This is a genomic window from Pseudomonas sp. GQ91, from assembly GCF_059758795.1.
In genome coordinates, this window is sequence record NZ_JCAXED010000011.1 from 105,998 (window position 1) to 125,352 (window position 19,355).

16 protein-coding genes and 2 tRNA genes are annotated in these 19,355 nt (G+C 59.3%); 12 read left to right on the forward strand and 6 right to left on the reverse strand.

The genetic code is table 11. The features are described 5' to 3' along the window. The first annotated feature begins 325 nt into the window (after positions 1-325). Together AC6CIA_RS17715 and AC6CIA_RS17720 are read left to right on the forward strand one after the other, a co-directional pair. On the forward strand, positions 326-2,041 hold the full coding sequence (locus AC6CIA_RS17715; RefSeq protein WP_498313804.1) for a proline--tRNA ligase: 1,716 nt from the start codon (positions 326-328) through the stop codon (positions 2,039-2,041). A 20-nt stretch (positions 2,042-2,061) separates the two neighbouring features. Then, the gene (locus tag AC6CIA_RS17720; protein ID WP_498313806.1) at positions 2,062-3,015 is read left to right on the forward strand and encodes a hypothetical protein; all 954 of its coding nucleotides are present in this window, start codon (positions 2,062-2,064) and stop codon (positions 3,013-3,015) included. 14 nt (positions 3,016-3,029) lie between these two features. On the opposite strand, the gene dinB is transcribed toward AC6CIA_RS17720, so the two are convergent. Then, positions 3,030-4,091 carry a DNA polymerase IV gene (dinB, locus tag AC6CIA_RS17725; protein ID WP_498313808.1) on the reverse strand — a complete coding sequence of 354 codons (1,062 nt, stop codon included), beginning with the start codon at positions 4,089-4,091 and terminating at the stop codon, positions 3,030-3,032. A gap of 293 nt (positions 4,092-4,384) precedes the next feature. Here dinB and AC6CIA_RS17730 point away from each other — a divergent pair. The 4 genes from AC6CIA_RS17730 (at position 4,385) to AC6CIA_RS17745 (ending at position 8,932) form a co-directional block, all read left to right on the forward strand. Continuing rightward, positions 4,385-4,461 (forward strand) — tRNA-Met (locus AC6CIA_RS17730). A gap of 204 nt (positions 4,462-4,665) precedes the next feature. After that, positions 4,666-4,742 (forward strand) — tRNA-Met (locus AC6CIA_RS17735). Between the two features lie 279 nt (positions 4,743-5,021). Continuing rightward, positions 5,022-7,664 carry a bifunctional lysylphosphatidylglycerol flippase/synthetase MprF gene (gene mprF / locus AC6CIA_RS17740; RefSeq protein ID WP_498313810.1) on the forward strand — a complete coding sequence of 881 codons (2,643 nt, stop codon included), beginning with the start codon at positions 5,022-5,024 and terminating at the stop codon, positions 7,662-7,664. Further along, a complete protein-coding gene (locus AC6CIA_RS17745; RefSeq protein ID WP_498313812.1) occupies positions 7,664-8,932 on the forward strand; it encodes a virulence factor family protein in 1,269 nt (422 codons plus the stop codon). Before mprF ends, AC6CIA_RS17745 begins: the two co-directional genes overlap by 1 nt. A 60-nt stretch (positions 8,933-8,992) precedes the next feature. Here the strand turns inward: AC6CIA_RS17745 and AC6CIA_RS17750 are convergent, their stop codons facing one another. Continuing rightward, a complete protein-coding gene (locus AC6CIA_RS17750) occupies positions 8,993-10,894 on the reverse strand; it encodes a potassium transporter Kup (protein ID WP_498313814.1) in 1,902 nt (633 codons plus the stop codon). 302 nt (positions 10,895-11,196) lie between these two features. On the opposite strand from AC6CIA_RS17750, the gene rimO reads away from it, so the two are divergent. The 5 genes from rimO to tsaA all read left to right on the forward strand — a co-directional run bounded on the left by rimO (position 11,197) and on the right by tsaA (position 15,202). After that, positions 11,197-12,537 (forward strand): 30S ribosomal protein S12 methylthiotransferase RimO, encoded by a 1,341-nt coding sequence (gene rimO, locus AC6CIA_RS17755; RefSeq protein WP_498313816.1) that lies wholly within the window; start codon positions 11,197-11,199, stop codon positions 12,535-12,537. A 93-nt stretch (positions 12,538-12,630) separates the two neighbouring features. Further along, positions 12,631-13,104, forward strand: a complete 474-nt coding sequence (locus AC6CIA_RS17760; protein ID WP_498313818.1) for a GNAT family N-acetyltransferase — start codon at positions 12,631-12,633, stop codon at positions 13,102-13,104. Between the two features lie 72 nt (positions 13,105-13,176). Continuing rightward, positions 13,177-13,887 carry an rRNA pseudouridine synthase gene (locus AC6CIA_RS17765; RefSeq protein WP_084381331.1) on the forward strand — a complete coding sequence of 237 codons (711 nt, stop codon included), beginning with the start codon at positions 13,177-13,179 and terminating at the stop codon, positions 13,885-13,887. Positions 13,888-13,952: 65 nt separating this feature from the next. Then, on the forward strand, positions 13,953-14,414 hold the full coding sequence (locus AC6CIA_RS17770; RefSeq protein WP_339532133.1) for a YehS family protein: 462 nt from the start codon (positions 13,953-13,955) through the stop codon (positions 14,412-14,414). Between the two features lie 92 nt (positions 14,415-14,506). Further along, entirely contained in the window at positions 14,507-15,202 is a 696-nt protein-coding gene (gene tsaA / locus AC6CIA_RS17775; protein ID WP_498313821.1) for a tRNA (N6-threonylcarbamoyladenosine(37)-N6)-methyltransferase TrmO, read from the forward strand. A gap of 119 nt (positions 15,203-15,321) precedes the next feature. Here the strand turns inward: tsaA and fpr are convergent, their stop codons facing one another. Next, positions 15,322-16,101, reverse strand: coding sequence for a ferredoxin-NADP reductase (fpr, locus tag AC6CIA_RS17780; protein WP_003189055.1), 780 nt, complete (start codon positions 16,099-16,101; stop codon positions 15,322-15,324). A 124-nt stretch (positions 16,102-16,225) separates the two neighbouring features. On the opposite strand from fpr, the gene AC6CIA_RS17785 reads away from it, so the two are divergent. Then, positions 16,226-17,152, forward strand: coding sequence for a LysR family transcriptional regulator (locus AC6CIA_RS17785; protein WP_339532131.1), 927 nt, complete (start codon positions 16,226-16,228; stop codon positions 17,150-17,152). On the opposite strand, the gene AC6CIA_RS17790 is transcribed toward AC6CIA_RS17785, so the two are convergent. The 3 genes from AC6CIA_RS17790 to AC6CIA_RS17800 all read right to left on the reverse strand — a co-directional run bounded on the left by AC6CIA_RS17790 (position 17,149) and on the right by AC6CIA_RS17800 (position 19,207). After that, entirely contained in the window at positions 17,149-17,511 is a 363-nt protein-coding gene (locus AC6CIA_RS17790; protein ID WP_084381335.1) for a diacylglycerol kinase, read from the reverse strand. The genes AC6CIA_RS17785 and AC6CIA_RS17790 overlap by 4 nt on opposite strands. Positions 17,512-17,586: 75 nt before the next feature. Then, positions 17,587-18,237, reverse strand: coding sequence for a response regulator transcription factor ErdR (gene erdR / locus AC6CIA_RS17795; RefSeq protein ID WP_084381336.1), 651 nt, complete (start codon positions 18,235-18,237; stop codon positions 17,587-17,589). 259 nt (positions 18,238-18,496) lie between these two features. Next, the gene (locus tag AC6CIA_RS17800; protein WP_498313824.1) at positions 18,497-19,207 is read right to left on the reverse strand and encodes a tRNA-uridine aminocarboxypropyltransferase; all 711 of its coding nucleotides are present in this window, start codon (positions 19,205-19,207) and stop codon (positions 18,497-18,499) included. Between the last annotated feature and the right edge of the window lie 148 nt (positions 19,208-19,355).

Here is a 19,355-nt window from a genome sequence, read left to right on the forward strand (position 1 = left end):
TGGATGCCGGGATAGCCGCGTTGGGCCATGGATGGCCCGTCGCGGCGGCCCCCCGAATCAATGTCGGACGACGGGCATGCCGAGCCTAGGCGAGGCACCGAGTGGTGGGGCAAGAGCCCTTTGGTTACTTTGGGGCTTTTCCAAAGTGACTCGCTGTAAGAGCGAAACCAATAGTGGCCGTACCAAAAAAACGGATATGTACCCAACCCCCGGCCCACCTTGAGGTCCTTCGCGCGCAAGCTCGCTCCTGCAGCCTGTACTCCAGCCGCTGCCGCCCGTACAATCCCAGGTCACTCAAAGTCCAAGCAACCGACAACGGCCTACCATGCGCACCAGTCAATATTTGCTCGCCACACAGAAAGAAACGCCTTCCGATGCGGTCGTGATCAGCCACCAGTTGATGCTGCGTGCCGGCATGATCCGCAAACTGGCCTCTGGCCTGTACACCTGGTTGCCCATGGGCTTGAAGGTGATGCGCAAGGTCGAAGCGATCGTTCGTGAAGAAATGAACGCCGCCGGCTCTCTGGAAGTGTTGATGCCGAGCACCCAGCCGGCTGAGCTGTGGCAGGAATCCGGACGCTGGGAAGAGTACGGCCCTGAATTGCTGCGCTTCAAGGATCGTCATGGCCGCGATTTCTGCGCCGGTCCGACCCATGAAGAAGTGATCACCGACCTGATGCGCAACGAGTTGAGCAGCTACAAACAGTTGCCACTCAACCTGTACCAGATCCAGACCAAATTCCGTGACGAAATCCGCCCACGCTTCGGTTTGATGCGCGGCCGCGAATTCATCATGAAGGACGCCTATTCGTTTCACGCCGACCAGCCTTCGCTGCAGATCACTTACGAGCGCATGCACCAGGCTTACTGCAACGTGTTCACGCGGCTGGGCTTGAAGTTCCGTGCGGTCGAAGCCGACAACGGCTCCATCGGCGGCGCCGGCTCCCATGAGTTCCACGTACTGGCCGAGTCCGGCGAAGACGATATCGCTTTCAGCAACGGTTCCGACTACGCGGCAAATATCGAAAAAGCCGAAGCCGTGCCACGGGAAACTTCCCGCCCCGCGCCTTCTGAAGAGCTGCGCCTGGTAGACACGCCAGAAACCAAGACCATCGCGGCCCTGGTGGAAAAATTCAATCTGCCGATTGAAAAGACCATCAAGACCCTGATCGTGCACGCCGAAGAAGAAGGCAAGCTGATCGCCCTGGTGATCCGTGGCGACCACGAACTCAATGAAATCAAGGCCGCGCAACAACCGGGCGTAGCCAACCCGCTGGTCATGGCCAGCGATGCCGAACTGCGCGACGCCATTGGCGCCGGCGCTGGCTCCCTGGGCCCGCTGAACCTGCCCTTGCCAATCATCATCGACCGCTCGGTCGAACTGATGAGCGACTTCGGCATCGGCGCCAACATCGACGACAAACACTATTTCGGCGTGAACTGGGAACGTGACCTGCCGGTTCCAACCGTGGCCGATCTGCGCAACGTGGTTGCCGGTGATCCGAGCCCGGACGGCCAGGGCACCCTGGAAATCAAGCGCGGCATCGAAGTCGGGCACATTTTCCAGCTGGGCAACAAGTACAGCAAAGCGATGAAGTGCGAAGTGCTGGGCGAAAACGGCAAGCCGATCACCCTGGAAATGGGCTGCTACGGCATCGGCGTTTCTCGCGTGGTGGCTGCGGCCATCGAACAGAACAACGACGAAAAAGGCATCATCTGGAGCGACGCGCTGGCACCGTTCCAGGTTGCCCTGGTACCGCTACGCTATGAAACCGAGCAGGTTCGCGAAGCCACCGACAAACTGTATGCCGAATTGACGGCGGCGGGTTTCGAGGTGCTGCTGGATGATCGCGACAAGAAAACCAGTCCGGGTATCAAGTTCGCCGACATGGAACTGATTGGCATCCCGCACCGGATCGTGGTCAGCGACCGCGGCCTGGCTGATGGCAATCTGGAATACAAGAGCCGGACCGAAGCCGAAGCCCAACCGTTGCCGGTGGCGGACGTGCTGTCTTTCCTTCAGGCGCGTATTCGTCGCTGAAAACCAGATCAAGAGAAGTCATGTTCAAGCGAAACACCAGAGTCCTGGGGGGCGCCGCCTTGTGCGGCGCCCTGCTGGTCAGCGGCTGCGCCAATCAGATGTCGCAACGTAGCGAGCACGAGGAACGTGTCGAGCGCAAATTGCTCGACCATAGCCTGCAGATCGATGTCGGCGAACCTAAAGTACTTGAGCTGCCGCAACGTCGAGTGCGCATTCATGAGCAGCGGACCTTCGAGGTCACTGAATTTGAAGTCACGCGCCATTATGATCGCTATACGCCTTACCAGCCATGGCGGGAAATCTATGAGATCCCGCTCGGCGCGGTGGCGGTGGTGGCGGGGGCCGGCGCCAATGTGGCCAATATCTTCGCCCTCGGCCACCTGCCGGACAGCATGACCCACGACTGGATCAATTACGGCGTGGCCGGGCTCAACCCGTTCATGAACGTGCCATCCCACGGCCGCGCGCAACAGAACCTGGCGGCTATCGATGAAGTCCAGCGCGACAGGCGCCTGGAGTATTCCAGCTTGCCGTGGAGCGAGCGACCGGTCCAGGTAAAGGCCGGCAGGCAGACTCACGAGATGACCACTGACCGCAACGGCGTATTGCGCCTGAACCTGCTGGACAGCCCGTTCGCCGAACAAGACCTGAGTCAGGTCCGCACCTTGCAGATCAGTATCGAAGATGCCCAGGACGATGTTCATTCGGACTCATCCCTGGCCATCAGCAAGACACTGCGCGGCAAATTGCTGGAAGCCCACGACTTGATCTACGACGACCTCGAGGATGATGAAGTCAGCCAATGGGTGCACCGGGTCAAACGCTTGTCGGAATTGGGCCTGGAAGAAGAAGCCAGCGAACTGGAACAGAGCTTGATCGAACTGACCCGCAATGATCCCGAATTGCAGCAGGAATTCCTCAAGGCCTTGACCCGGGACGGTGGGCGGCTGGTAGCGGATCCAGGCGCCAGGTGACTGTGCTTTTGCGGCTATCGGGTGAACAGCTCCAGCTGTTCATTGCCACCGCTCAAGTCCAGCAAACGCACGCCAATTCCCAGTAACCTGACCGGTTTTGCGCCCCGATTGAATGCCTGGCTCAGCAACTGCTGATAACTCTCCAGGTCGCGCCCCGCCCCGGCCTGCTCCAGCGTGGTCTGGGTAAAGTCATGAAACTTCACTTTGACAAATGGCTTGCCCGGTCGATAGCTGCTGTCGATACGCAGCATGCGCCCGGCCAGGGTTTCCATGAGTTCGGGGAGTTTTTCCAGACAACTGGCGAGATCCGGCAGATCAATGTCGTAGGTATTTTCGACACTGATGGATTGTCGGCGACTGTCATTCTGTACGAGCCGCTCATCAATCCCACGCGCCAGACTCCACAACCGCTCACCGAAGCTGCCGAACTCTCGCACCAGCGCCAGCTTGGTCCATTCCCGCAACTGTAAACAGTCCTCAATCCCAAGCCGCGCCAGCTTGTCAGCTGTCACCTTGCCGACGCCATGCAACTTTTTCACCGGCAACGTGGAAACAAAGTCCTCCACTTGCTCCGGAGTGATCACGAACAGCCCGTTCGGCTTTTTCCAGTCACTGGCGATCTTGGCCAGGAACTTGTTCGGCGCGACCCCCGCGGAAACCGTGATGTGCAGTTGATTAGACACCCGCCGGCGAATGTCCTGGGCAATGCGCGTGGCGCTGCCGCCAAAATGCGCGCAATCGGAGACATCCAGATAGGCTTCGTCCAGGGACAGCGGCTCAATCAGGTCAGTGTAATCACGGAAGATTGCCTGGATTTCCTTCGAGGCTTCTTTATAGGCATCCATGCGCGGCTTGACGATGGTCAAGTCAGGACAGAGCTTCAAGGCGTGGCGGGAGGACATCGCCGAGCGCACACCGTAGGCCCGCGCTTCATAGTTACAGGTTGCGATCACGCCCCGCCGGTCCGCCGAACCACCCACCGCAAGGGGCTTTTGCGCCAGGGTCGGATCGTCACGCATCTCGATGGCGGCGTAGAAGCAATCACAGTCGACGTGGATGATTTTGCGCTGCGTCATAAAAAAGAAGGAGCTGGCCAGCCAACGGAAGAAACGGAATGCCAGTATCGCACTCACACCTGTATATAGCACCAGTACTTTGAATCTTCTGATAAAGCGGTAGGAAAATGCCGTACTGAATTTATTTCTTCAATCAAACCGCAGCCCCCAATAGAGCTGGAAGCCTTGTCCTGGCTGGGCCCGAATGCCTGAAGCAGGTACCGTTGACGAGCTAACCATTTGAACCACAAGCGCTTTTCTTCGAATCAACGGTTGACATGACAGCGATCCTCTGTAGAATGCCGACACACAGACGCGGGATGGAGCAGTCTGGTAGCTCGTCGGGCTCATAACCCGAAGGTCGTCGGTTCAAATCCGGCTCCCGCAACCAAATATCAAAAAAGGCTACTCGAAAGAGTGGCCTTTTTTGTGCGCGATTGTTTTTGCCCTCCCCAAGATCGTCTGACAAAAAACCTTCCCCACCGGGCACTTAGCGCTCGGTGATGACAAATACCGGTTTATTTACACTTATTTGACCTATTCCCCGTTTAACGGTTGACACCTTGGCGCTGGGCTGTAGAATGCCGCCCACAGACGCGGGATGGAGCAGTCTGGTAGCTCGTCGGGCTCATAACCCGAAGGTCGTCGGTTCAAATCCGGCTCCCGCAACCAAACATCAAAAAAGGCTGCTCGAAAGAGTGGCCTTTTTTGTATCCGGTGAAAAAGTTGTTGTTAAACAACGGCATGGCATTTTTCATGAAACCGCGATGGGTTTATGGAGTCCATTCCGTCACACGCTATCCTGCCTACCCAGGCACGCCCTTTCGCAGCCAACGGGTGCTGTCGCCGGCCCGGTGATTCGCGCTAAAATTTGTAATTATTTTTGTCCGTAGGGATTGGTAACTTGACCGGATGCCTCCATCCTGTCGCGCACAATCCTCGAGGTGATTGATGCGCGCCAACCCACCAGAACCACAAGATACGTCCACAGCCCCGCAACCGATCACGCCCTCGCGCTTGCGCTGGCTGAATCTGTTAAGCAAGTACCGGCAACCCATCGGGCTGGCGGTCACTTTATTGTTGTTTGCAATCGCCCTGATTGCCTGCCGGCACCTGCTGCTCGAGCTGGACCTGCATGCCCTTCATGATTCGATCCTCGAAGTGCCGATGCCTTCCCTGCTGGGCGCATTCGCTGCCGCCGTCGTGGGTTTCATCATTATGCTGGGCTACGAATTTTCCGGCGCACGCTATACCGGTGTGAAACTGCCCACCAAGACCTTGGCCTACGGTGGCTTTACCGCGTTTGCCATCGGCAATGCGATTGGCCTGTCGATGCTGTCGGGTGGTTCGGTGCGTTATCGCTTGTATGCCCGACAGGGTATCGGCGCCCCAGAAGTGGCCCGTATGACGGTGTTCGCCAGCCTGGCCCTGGGGTGCGCCCTGCCCCCACTGGCCGCACTGGCAACCCTGAGCAACTTGCCCGCCGCCGCCAGCGCACTGCATTTGCCCGCCAGCCTGCTGGGGAGTATTGCAGGCGTGGTGCTGCTGTTGACAGTCGCGCTGTGCCTCGGCATTTATCGACGCCGCCTGCCGGAGCAACCCTACCCGGACAACCTACTGGTCAGGGTCGGTCGCCGGACTTTGCGTCTGCCGGGCAGCCGCCTGACCTTAATCCAGTTGATCATTACCGCCCTGGACGTCGCCGCGGCCGCCACCGTGCTTTATATGCTGCTGCCCGAAGCGCCACCTTTTGGCACGTTTCTGCTGGTGTACCTGCTGGCGCTCGCCGCTGGCGTGCTCAGCCATGTGCCGGGTGGCGTCGGCGTGTTTGAAGCGATCCTGCTGGCCGCCTTTGCCAACAAACTCGGGGCTGCGCCGCTGGCGGCAGCCCTCTTGTTGTACCGAATGATCTATGTGGTACTGCCATTGTTGATCGCCTGTGTTTTCCTGTTGATCCACGAAGCCCAGCGCCTGTTCCAGGCCCAGCGAAGCCTGCGGGTTGCTTCTGGCCTGGCGGCCCCCGTGCTGGCGGTGCTGGTTTTTTTGTCCGGTGTGGTGCTGCTGTTTTCCGGCGCCACACCGGAAATCGACTCCCGCCTGGAAAACATCGGCTTCCTGATTCCTCACCGCCTGATTGACGCCTCGCACTTTGGCGCCAGCCTGATCGGCGTGCTCTGCCTGTTGCTCGCCCAAGGCCTGCGTCGTCGCTTGTCAGCCGCGTGGATGCTGACCATTGTCCTGCTGCTGGTGGGCGCACTGTTGTCGCTGCTCAAGGGTTTCGACTGGGAAGAAGCCAGCTTGATGACGTTGACCGCCACCTTGCTGGCGATCTTCCGTCGCTCGTTTTACCGCCCAAGTCGCTTGACCGAACTGCCCTTCTCGCCGCTGTATCTGGTTGCCAGCCTGTGTGTACTCGGCGCGTCGATCTGGCTGTTGCTGTTCGCCTATCAGGACGTGCCCTACAGTCATGAACTGTGGTGGCAGTTCACGCTCGACGCCAATGCTCCACGAGGCCTGCGTTCGCTGCTGGGAGCCGCCGTGGTGCTGGTGATTGTGTCTCTGACCTGGCTGTTGCGCACGGCTCGTCCGGTGATTCACTTGCCGACACCCGAAGAACTGGAGCGCGCCAGCAAAATCCTGATGGCTTCGGCACAACCCGATGGCGGCCTGGCGCTGACCGGCGACAAGGCGCTGCTGTTCCACCCCAACGATGACGCATTTTTGATGTACGCCCGTCGCGGGCGCAGCCTGGTGGCGCTGTACGATCCGATTGGTCCGATGCAGCAGCGCGCCGAAATGATCTGGCAGTTCCGTGACCTGTGCGACATCCATCACGCCCGCCCGGTGTTCTATCAGGTGCGCGCCGAAAACCTGCCCTTTTATATGGACATCGGCCTGACCGCGATCAAATTGGGTGAAGAAGCCAGGGTCGACCTCAAGCGCTTTGACCTGGAGGCCAAGGGCAAGGAAATGAAGGATTTGCGCTACACCTGGAATCGTGGGACCCGGGACGGTCTGTGCCTGGAAATCCACGAACCGGGCCAGGCGCCGATGGACGAACTCAAAGTCATTTCCGATGCCTGGCTGACCGGTAAAAACGTGCGGGAAAAAGGCTTCTCCCTCGGGCGTTTCAGCCACGACTACCTCAAGCACTTTCGTATCGCGGTGATTCGCTTTGAAGGGCGCCCGGTGGCCTTCGCCAACCTGCTCGAGACCTACAACCATGACCTTGCCAGTCTCGACCTGATGCGCGCACACCCTGAAGCGCCCAAGCTGACCATGGAATACCTGATGATCGGCCTGATTCAACACTATAAAAATCACGGCTACGCCCGCTTCAGCCTGGGCATGGTGCCGTTGTCGGGCCTGCAGCCACGACGCGGCGCCCCCTTGACTCAGCGCCTGGGTTCAATCGTGTTCCGCCGTGGCGAGCAACTGTATAACTTCCAGGGTTTGCGCCGCTTCAAAGACAAGTTCCAGCCCGACTGGGAACCTCGTTACATGGCTGTGCCCGCCGGACTTGATCCACTGGTGGCACTGGCCGATACCGCCGCCCTGATCGCGGGCGGCTTGACTGGATTGGTGAAACGCTGATGATTCGACGCGCCTGGCGGTATGTATTGGCATTGTTGGTGGTGCTGGCCCTGATTCTGGGTGGCGGCTACTGGTACTGGAATCGCCCCGCGCCACTGCCGGTCCTGGAGCAACTGCCCCAGGCCGATGGCTCGGCGCTGACCCGCGTCACCCCCGGCACCACGGTCAAGGCCCGGGTGGCCGTAGCGGTAATGCCTGACGCCGTGTTGAGCGACAATCAATTGATTGCCCTCAGCCAGAGCGCTGCCGCGCAAATCGTGCAGGTGACTCTACCCAAGGGCGATTGCAAACTGCAGGAGCAAGCCTTGCACACCGCCCTTGGCCAACTTCAAGGTCCGGCCACACTCGTCAGCGGTATCGGCCCTGGCGCCGCGCTGGCCTGGCGCTGGCTGGCGGGGCAAACCGACGACAACGCCAACGCGATCTCGGTCGGCTTCACCCTGGCGCAGGAAGGCTGCGCGGACCCGTTGCCAAAAACCGCAGCCCACGGCCATTGGCTGGTGGCGTGGAACGATAACCCTGACGATGAAAGTGCCAGCTTCGTACGCGATACGCCGGGCGCAACCACCAGCATCAGCGACTATGACATTCACTATCCGCAGGTGCTGAACAACGAGCTGCGCAAACAATTGGTCGGTTCGGACAACGGCGGCCTGGCGATCCCGGTGGTGGAAGTGCCGGCAGGCGAAACCAGGGACACCGTGACCCTGTTCCTTTCCGGCGACGGTGGCTGGCGTGACCTGGACCGCGACGTGGCCGGGGAAATGGCCAAGATCGGCTACCCGGTCGTCGGCATCGATACCCTGCGCTATTACTGGCAGCACAAGTCCCCGGAACAAAGCGCGAAAGACCTGACCGAACTGATGCAACACTACCGGCAGAAATGGGGCACCAAACGCTTCGTACTGACCGGTTATTCGTTCGGTGCCGACGTTCTGCCGGCCATCTACAATCGCCTGCCGGAAACCGAACAGCAGCGCGTCAATGCAATCATTCTGCTGGCCTTTGCCCGCACCGGCAGCTTTGAGATCGAAGTCGAAGGCTGGCTGGGCAACGCCGGCAAGGAAGCCGCCACCGGTCCGGAAATGGCCAAGCTGCCGGCGGCCAAAGTGGTGTGCATCTATGGCGCGGAAGAAGCCGACGAGAGCGGTTGCACCGACAAGACTGCGGTGGGCGAAGCCCTGAAGCTGCCCGGCGGCCATCACTTCGATGAAAACTACCCGGCGCTGGCCAAGCGGCTCGTGGACATTATCGAAAAAAGGCAGTGAAGCAGCGGCAAGCGGCAAGCAGAGAAGAACATCTCTCCACTTGCAGCTTGCAACTGCCCCCTACATTTCTACCTGCGTGCCCAACTCGATCACCCGGTTCACCGGCAACTTGAAGAAGCGCAGGTTGCCGTTGGCGTTCTTGAGCATGAACGCGAACAACCCTTCCCGCCAGCGCGCCATGCCTTCGAGCTTGGAAGCGATCACGGTCTCGCGGCTTAAGAAGTAAGTGGTACGCATCGGCGTAAAGTCCAGCGCGTCCAGATGACACAACTTGAGCGCTTGCGGCACATCCGGCTCATCGGTAAAACCAAAGTGCAGGATCACCCGGAAGAACCCTTCACCGTACGCGTCGACCTCGAAACGCCGCTCGACGGGGACGCGCGGAATGTCTTCGTAGACCACCGTCAGCAACACGACTTGCTCGTGCAGCACCTGGTTATGCAACAAGTTGTGCAACAAGGCATGGGGCACCGCATCCGGCCGTGCAGTGAGGAACACGGCGGTACCCTGCACACGGTGCGGCGGCTGTAGACGGATGCTGCCGATAAAGACCGGCAACGGCAGGCCACCTTCATCCAGACGCTCCACCAATAACTGTTTGCCGCGCTTCCAGGTGGTCATCAATACAAACAGTACAATCCCCGCCAGCACTGGAAAGGCGCCGCCCTGCACGACCTTTGGTACGTTGGCCGCGAAAAACAGCGCATCCACCAGCAGGAAACCCAGCAGCACCGGCACCGCCAGTACCGGAGGCCATTTCCACAACAGCAACATCACGGCCGAAACCAGAATTGTCGTCATCAGCATGGTCCCGGTTACCGCCACGCCGTAGGCCGACGCCAGCGCGCCCGAGGACTCGAAGCCCAGCACCAGCAGAATCACGCCGACCATCAGCGACCAGTTCACCGCGCCGATATAGATCTGTCCCTGCTCGGCACTGGAGGTGTGCTGAATGTGCATACGCGGGATGTAACCGAGCTGGATTGCCTGGCGTGTCAGCGAGAACGCACCGGAGATCACGGCCTGAGAGGCGATCACAGTCGCCAGCGTCGACAGCACCACCAATGGCAGCAGCGCCCAGCTCGGCGCCAGCAGGTAGAACGGGTTGCGCGCCGCCTGCGGGTCTCCCAGCAACAGGGCGCCCTGCCCGAAGTAGTTGAGCATCAATGCCGGTAACACCAGCAGGAACCAGGCCCGGGCGATCGGCTTGCGGCCGAAGTGCCCCATGTCCGCGTACAGCGCCTCGGCACCGGTCAGCGCCAGCACCACGGCACCGAGAATGGCCACGCCGATCCCTGGGTGCACCACGAAGAAACGCACCGCCCAAACCGGGTTAACCGCGCTCAACACTTCGGGATGCGTGAGGATACCGCGAACCCCGAGCCCAGCCAGCACCAGGAACCAGATCACCATCACGGGCCCGAACAACTTGCCGATATGGTCAGTGCCGTGCTTCTGGATCAAAAACAGCGCCACCAGCACCACCAGCGCCACGGGCACCACCCAACGCTCCAGGCCGTCGAACGCCAGCTCCAGGCCTTCAATCGCCGACAACACGGAAATCGCCGGGGTGATCATGCTGTCACCGTAAAACAGCGCCGCTCCGCACAAACCGCAGACCACCAGAAAACCCCGCAAACGCGGGTGGTTGCCCGCCGCTCTGCGGGCCAGCGCTGTCAGGGCCATGATGCCGCCTTCGCCCTGGTTGTCGGCACGCAGCACGAACAGCATGTATTTGATCGAGACCACCCAGATCAGTGACCAGAAGATCAGCGCCAGGATCCCCAGCACGCCGTCATGGTTGACCTGAACCCCGTAACCACCGGAAAACACCTCTTTGAGGGTGTAGAGCGGGCTGGTGCCGATATCGCCGTAGACCACCCCGACGGCTGCCACCAGCATGCCGATCGGCCTTGCACTGGAATGCTCGGCACTTGTTGCCTGACTGCTTGCCTGACCCATCTACCACTCCCGCCCTTTGCCCTGAGGCCCGATATAAACAACGCGTGCGCGAACGAGCGCCGGAGCGGTCCACAGCATGCACTGCTTTACTTCTAGTAACAGTTGAATTGTTGACCAACAGCATTCGCCTGGTACAGCGGCGCGAAGCATAACGCAGCACTCGTCGTTTTTCCCTGCATAAAGCTGGTCAAGTACGGCTGCCGTCGCTAGAATTGCGCACTTTTTGATCAGAGGCACGCCAAGTGCCCGTCCGCCGCCTGTTCGTGCACGACTGGCGGCGTCATTCAATACCGAGGTTAGACATGTCCACCACCATCGCAAAAGCCAACCCCAAGGTTGGCTTTGTATCCCTGGGTTGCCCGAAGGCTCTGGTCGACTCCGAACGCATCCTGACGCAACTGCGCATGGAAGGGTATGACGTCGTGTCCACTTACCAGGACGCCGACGTGGTGGTGGTCAACACCTGCGGTTTCATCGATTCGGCCAAGGCGGAGTCGTTGGAGGTGATCGGCGAAGCCATCAAGGAAAACGGCAAGGTCATTGTGACCGGCTGCATGGGTGTGGAAGAAGGCAATATCCGCAACGTACACCCAAGCGTGCTGGCCGTGACCGGCCCGCAACAGTACGAGCAGGTGGTTAATGCCGTGCACGATGTGGTGCCGCCACGCCAGGATCACAACCCGTTGATCGATCTGGTGCCGCCACAAGGCATCAAGCTGACGCCGCGCCATTATGCGTACCTGAAGATTTCCGAAGGCTGCAACCACAGCTGCAGCTTCTGCATCATTCCGTCGATGCGCGGCAAGCTGGTCAGTCGCCCGGTGGGCGACGTGCTGGACGAAGCCCAGCGCCTGGTCAAGTCCGGCGTCAAAGAGCTGTTGGTGATTTCCCAGGACACCAGCGCCTATGGCGTCGACGTCAAATACCGCACCGGCTTCTGGAACGGCGCGCCGGTGAAAACCCGCATGACCGAACTCTGCGAAGCCCTGAGCAGCCTCGGTGTGTGGGTACGTCTGCACTACGTTTACCCGTACCCGCACGTCGACGAGTTGATCCCGTTGATGGCCGCCGGCAAGATCCTGCCGTACCTGGACATCCCGTTCCAGCATGCCAGCCCGAAAGTGCTCAAGGCGATGAAACGCCCGGCCTTCGAAGACAAGACCCTGGCGCGGATCAAGAACTGGCGCCAGATCTGCCCGGAGCTGATCATCCGTTCGACCTTCATCGTCGGTTTCCCCGGCGAAACCGAAGAAGACTTCCAGTACCTGCTGGACTGGCTGACCGAAGCCCAACTGGACCGCGTCGGCTGCTTCCAGTACTCGCCGGTGGAAGGCGCCCCCGCCAACCTGCTGGACGCCGCGGTGGTCCCGGATGATGTCAAGCAGGACCGTTGGGAGCGTTTCATGGCCCATCAACAGGCCATCAGCTCGGCGCGCCTGCAACTGCGCATCGGCAAGGAAATCGAAGTACTGATCGATGAAGTCGATGAGCAAGGCGCGGTGGGCCGTTGCTTCTTTGATGCCCCGGAGATTGACGGTAACGTGTTTATCGACGACGCCAGCGGTCTCAAGCCCGGCGACAAGGTCTGGTGCACGGTGACGGACGCCGATGAATACGACCTCTGGGCGCAAAAACGCGACTAAGCAGTAAAAAACTGGAAAAGCCCTGCTTCTGGACAAGATGCGGGGCTTTTTTAGGTCTATTGTCTTGCCCAACAGCAGCAAGGAGCCGCGGACATGGAACAGCATTCGGTTATCCACACCCCCAACAGCAGCGACTATCCGGAATTGACTCGAATCTGGGAGGCCTCGGTCCGGGCCACCCATGATTTTTTGCCAGACAGTTACATCGAGCGGTTGAGAAACCTGGTGCTGACCCGTTATCTGGACTCGGTGATGCTGGTCTGCACCAAGGACTCACGCCAACGTATCACCGGGTTTGCCGGCGTCGCCGCAGGCAAGGTCGAAATGTTGTTCATCGACCCGCAACACCGAGGCCAGGGTCTGGGGCGGCAGTTGCTGCGCTATGCGGTTGACTGCATGAACGCCGACGAACTGGACGTCAACGAACAGAACCCGCAAGCCCTGGGTTTCTATCTCAAGGAAGGCTTTGAAGTGATCGGGCGTACGGAGCATGACGGCATGGGACAACCTTATCCGTTATTGCACATGCGTTTGCGCCAGGAGCGGGCGCAAACGCAACGCGGCTAAATGAAATGGAGCCGGGCTTAACCGACTCCACACAGGTACAATAGCCGCCCCCTTTTTGTTACGGCCCTTGTCATGACTGACCCCATACGCCTTTCCAAACGCCTCATCGAGCTGGTCGGCTGCTCCCGTCGGGAGGCCGAGCTGTTCATCGAAGGTGGCTGGGTCTCGGTGGATGGAGAAGTGATCGACGAGCCACAGTTCAAGGTCTCGACACAAAAAGTCGAACTTGATCCCGACGCCAAGGCCACGCCTCCCGAACCTGTGACTATCCTGCTGAATGCACCCGCAGGAATGGATATCGAGAGCGCGATGCAATCCTTGAGCGCCGAGACCTTGTCGCCGGAACATCGCTTCAGCAAGCGTCCGCTCAAAGGCCATTTCCTGCGATTGACCGCCAGCGCCGACCTGCAAGCCAAGGCCAGCGGGTTGTTGGTGTTTACCCAGGACTGGAAAATCCTGCGCAAGCTGACGGCCGACGCCGCCAAGATCGAGCAGGAATACATCGTCGAAGTGTCCGGCGATGTGGCGGAACACGGCCTCAACCGTCTCGCCCACGGCCTGATGTACAAAGGCCGCGAGCTGCCGGCGGTGAAAGCCAGCTGGCAAAACGAGAACCGCCTGCGCTTTGCCTTGAAAAACCCGCAGCCGGGAGTGATTGCCCTGTTCTGCGAAGCCATTGGCTTGAAGGTCGTTGCCATTCGCCGCATCCGCATTGGCGGCGTCTCCATCGGGAAGGTGCCGCTGGGCCAATGGCGTTATCTGTCCGGCAAAGAAAAGTTCTAACTCGCTCTATCTCTCGACATCGCCTCTCCGGGCGGTGTCCACAGCTGAATACCAGGATTGCCCAAATGATTCACAACGACGTACTGCGCAGTGTGCGCTACATGCTCGACATCAGTGACAACAAGATGGTCGAAATCATCAAGCTCGGCGGCATGGAAGTCACCAAGGACGACCTGCTGACCTACCTCAAGAAGGACGAGGAAGAGGGTTTTGTATTTTGCCCTGACGAAGTCATGGCGCATTTCCTCGATGGCCTGGTGATCTTCAAGCGCGGCAAGGATGAAAGCCGTCCACCGCAGCCGATTGAAACGCCAGTGACCAACAACATCATCCTCAAGAAACTGCGTGTGGCCTTCGAACTCAAGGAAGACGACATGCACGCCATCCTCAAGGCAGCCGAGTTCCCGGTGTCCAAGCCTGAACTGAGCGCATTGTTTCGAAAGTTCGGCCACACCAACTACCGCACCTGTGGCGACCAATTGCTGCGTAACTTCCTCAAGGGGCTGACGCTGCGCGTCAGAGCTTAAGAAGCGGCTGCAAGCTTCAAGCGGCAAGTTAAAAGCTTGTGGCGTGTAGCATGTGACTTCAAGCTGCAAGCTTGCCACTTGAGACTCCAGTAATGGCCTATAACGTTTCCCCCATCGGCTTCGTGCGCTCCTGCTTCAAGGAGAAGTTCGCCATCCCGCGCCAGCCACAACTGGCGCCCGCTGCCCGTGGCGTGCTGGAACTGGTGACACCGTTCGATCAAAGCGAGGCGGTCGAGGGCCTGGAGCAGGTCAGCCATGTGTGGCTGCTGTTTCTGTTCCATCAGGCCCTGGAAGACAAACCGCGATTGAAGGTGCGTCCGCCGCGCCTGGGCGGCAACAAGTCCATGGGCGTGTTTGCCACCCGCGCCACCCATCGCCCGAACGGCATTGGCCAGTCGGTGGTGAAGCTGGACAAGGTAGAAGCCGGCCGGCTGTGGGTTTCCGGGATAGATTTGCTCGATGGCACGCCGATTCTCGATATCAAGCCGTATGTGCCGTACGCCGATATCATCGATAGCGCGACCAATAGCATCGCCAGCGCCGCGCCGGCACTGATTCCCGTGCAGTGGCTGAAGACCGCCCTGAAACAGGCTCACACCCATGCTCAGCGTCTTGGCGAGCCGTTGGTGGAGCTGATTGAACAGTGCCTGGCACAGGATCCGCGGCCGGCGTACCAGACGCCCGGGCCTGAACGCGAATATGGCGCGCAGTTCTGGGATGTAGATGTGCGTTGGCATTATCCCGAGGCCGGGATGATTTGTGTGCTGGAAGTCATTCCAACTGAATAAAACCGCAAACCCAATGTGGGAGCGGGCTTGCTCGCGATGACGGAGTGTCAGTCAACGAATTTATCGACTGGTACACCGCTATCGCGAGCAAGCCCGCTCCCACATTTTTTGATCGGCGTTTATTTCTCGACGAACGCTCGTTCGATCAGGTAATCACCCGGTTCACGCATCCGCGGCGAAACCTTCAGGCCGAAGCTGTTCAACACTTCGCTGGTTTCATCGAGCATGCTCGGACTGCCGCACAGCATGGCGCGGTCATCCTCGGGATTGATCGGCGGCAGGCCGATATCGCTGAACAGCTTGCCGCTGCGCATCAGGTCGGTCAGCCGGCCTTCGTTCTCGAACGGCTCGCGGGTCACGGTCGGGTAGTAGATCAACTTGTCACGCAAGGCCTCGCCGAAGAACTCGTTCTGCGGCAGGTGCTCGGTGATGAACTCGCGGTAGGCGACTTCGTTGACGTAACGCACGCCGTGGCACAGGATCACCTTTTCGAAACGCTCGTAGGTTTCCGGATCCTGGATCACGCTCATAAACGGCGCCAGACCGGTACCGGTGCTGAGCAGGTACAGATGTTTGCCCGGCTTCAGGTCGTCCAGCACCAGGGTGCCGGTCGGTTTTTTGCTGATGATGATCTCGTCGCCTTCCTTCAAGTGCTGCAATTGGGAAGTCAGCGGGCCATCCGGCACCTTGATGCTGAAAAACTCCAGATGCTCTTCCCAGTTCGGGCTGGCAATGGAATAGGCGCGCATGAGCGGGCGGCCGTTGGGCTGCTGCAGGCCGATCATCACGAACTGACCGTTCTCGAAGCGCAGGCCCGGATCGCGGGTGCACTTGAAGCTGAACAGAGTGTCGTTCCAGTGATGAACACTGAGGACACGCTCGTGGTTCATGTTGCTCATGTACGTGGGACTCCTGGAGATGGGTCTGCGCCAAATGATAGGTACGCAATTGCACAGCATTCTAATGGCGGCGACAATATCTGTTAACTGAATTATTAAGATAAGGGTTATCGGTTATATCGATATGCGATTTACTCTCCGTCAACTGCAAGTCTTCGTCGCCGTCGCCCAGCAGGAAAGCGTCTCGCGCGCTGCTGGCCTTCTGGCCTTATCGCAATCCGCCGCCAGCACCTCGATTACCGAGCTGGAGCGTCAATCCAGCTGTCAATTGTTCGACCGTGCCGGCAAACGCCTGAGCCTCAACGCGCTCGGTCGCCAGCTGCTGCCTCAAGCGGTGGCACTGCTGGACCAGGCCAAGGAAATCGAAGACCTGCTCAACGGCAAGTCCGGCTTCGGCTCCCTGGCGGTCGGGGCGACCTTGACCATCGGCAATTATCTGGCCACGTTGCTGATCGGCAGCTTTATGCAGCAGCATCCAGAGAGCCAGGTGAAGCTGCACGTGCAGAACACTGCGCATATCGTGCATCAGGTGGCACATTACGAAATTGATCTGGGTCTAATCGAAGGCGACTGCAGCCACCCGGATATCGAGGTGCAAACCTGGGTCGAAGATGAGTTGGTGGTGTTTTGCGCGCCGCAGCACCCGCTGGCCCAGCGTGGCCAGGCAACCATGGAAGCATTGACCCATGAAGCCTGGATCCTGCGGGAACAAGGTTCCGGCACCCGCCTGACGTTCGATCAGGCCATGCGTCATCATCGCAGCGCACTGAATATCCGCCTGGAACTGGAACACACCGAAGCGATCAAGCGTGCGGTGGAGTCGGGATTGGGGATCGGCTGCATTTCCCGGCTGGCGCTACGGGATGCATTTCGGCGTGGCAGCCTGGTGCCCGTGGAAACGCCGGACCTGGACCTGGCCCGGCAGTTTTACTTCATCTGGCACAAACAGAAATACCAGACCTCGGCCATGCGCGAATTCCTCGAGCTGTGCCGCGCGTTCACCGCCGGGGTGCAGCGCAGCGACGAGATCGTGCTGCCGAACATTGCCTAGATCAGGATTACCGCCCACACCAGGGTAATCATGGTCAATGCCACAAACTGCGCGGCGCTGCCCATGTCCTTGGCGTTTTTCGACAGGGGATGGCGATCCAGGGAAATGCGGTCAATCGCCGCTTCCACTGCCGAGTTGAGCAACTCGACAATCAACGCCAACAGGCATACGGCAATCAACAAGGCGCGCTCTACGCGACTGACATTCAGGAAAAAGCTCAACGGAATCAGGATTGCGTTGAGCAACACCAACTGACGAAAAGCCGCCTCGCCAGTGAAAGCCGCACGCAGACCATCCAGAGAATAGCCCCCCGCGTTGAAAATACGTTTGATACCGGTTTGACCTTTGAAAGGCGACATAGAGTAGGCAACTGAGCAAAAAGGTGTGGGGAAACTAGAGTAATCACAGTCAAAAAAACGTGAACGAATACCGTCCTATTGCTGCGAAATTGACTCAAGCTGTTGCAGGAGCAGTGCAGCCTGGGTACGTGTACGCACCCCGAGCTTGCGGAAAATGGCTGTCACGTGAGCCTTGATAGTGGCTTCAGACACGCTCAGTTCATAGGCAATCTGCTTGTTCAACAAGCCTTCGCAGACCATGGTCAACACCCGGAACTGCTGGGGCGTCAGGCTGGCCAGACCGTCACGCGCAGCCTTGGCTTCATCGGAGACATTGATCTCTTCAAAGGCCTGGGGCGGCCAGGAAACATCCCCATCCAGCACCGTGCGCACGGCTTTCTGGATGTCTTCCATGGCACTCGATTTTGGAATGAAACCACTCGCGCCGAATTCCCTGGAGCGCACCACCACCGACGCTTCCTCTTGGGCTGAAACCATCACCACCGGAATCTGCGGGTATTGCCCTCTCAGCAGCACCAGGCCCGAGAAACCATAGGCGCCGGGCATATTCAGATCCAGCAAGACCAGGTCCCAATCAGGTTTTTCGGTCAGACGGGTTTCCAGTTCAGCGATGCTGGCGACTTCAACCAGTCGAACGTCCGCGCCCAGCCCCAACGTGACGGCCTGATGCAAAGCGCTGCGAAACAGGGGATGGTCATCGGCAATCAGGATTTCGTATGTGGCCATTTATTAAATGATCCTGTTTTTATGGGAGTACCGATGGGTTCAGTACTCACCAACGCACAAGGTGCCAGCCAGGAGGTTGTCACCCAAGAGCACGTTAACTAGCAAAAGCGCAAAAAAGACGTCTCAAATCTGCGACGGCGCCCTAATCGGCGCCAAGCATGCCCAGCACGGCCTGGGCGGTCAAGCGTTCCACCAGAGAGCATTTTAGCGGGCTGAAGGCCTACAGTGCCATCATGCAAACGTCGTCTGGTCATAAGCGCTATAGATAAGGCGCCAGCCGGGCATGGACAGCGTCGTCCGGGTCCAGAGGCAACAGGAACTTGGCCGCCAGGTAGTGAGTGCTGAACACATCCAGGTAGGCATCCAAGACTTCACTCGCCGGCTGATCACTGGCCAGCTCCAGACACAGGGCCGCCACTTCGGCGGTGCAGAAATGATCGTCCCGCTTCGAGCGACGCAGCTTATAACGAGACAATTGCTCGGGCGCCAGGCTCAGTACCGGCAAATGCTCCAGGTACGGACTCTTGCGAAACATCTTGCGTGCCTCGCTCCAGGTGCCATCCAGCAGAATAAACAGCGGACGTTTGCCCTGCTCAAGCTTGACCTCGCTGACCACTCGTTCAGGCGCGACAAATTCTCCGGGAAAGACGATATACGGCTGCCATTGCGGGTCGGCCAGCAAGGTCAGCAACTCGGGGTCGACTTCCGTCCGCGACCAGGCAAACGCCGTGGTATCCCCCACCACATCGGCAATCAGCCAGCCGGTATTGCTCGGTTTCATCGGTTCGACATCGTGCATCAGCAGGCACACAGCGGATTTGGCCTGGACCTTGGGACGCCAGGCGCACAGGCAGTATTCAGGAATGACCCGGCATCCCGCGCAGCGCTCGGCGCGGGATCCGCGGGCGACAAAGGGTCGGATGGCACGCGCCAGGCGCTGGGCGCGTAAACGGGAGACCGCATGGCTCATCGGATACGCCGTTGCAAAAAGCTGGAAATCGACACGGGCAGAACTCGGGAAGGGCAAAAGTTGCTGCAGTTTACCAGAGCGGCCGGCGAGCAATCGCACTGGCGGCCGATACGCCTGGCTGTACAGGCCTGGGGTCACCTATAATCTT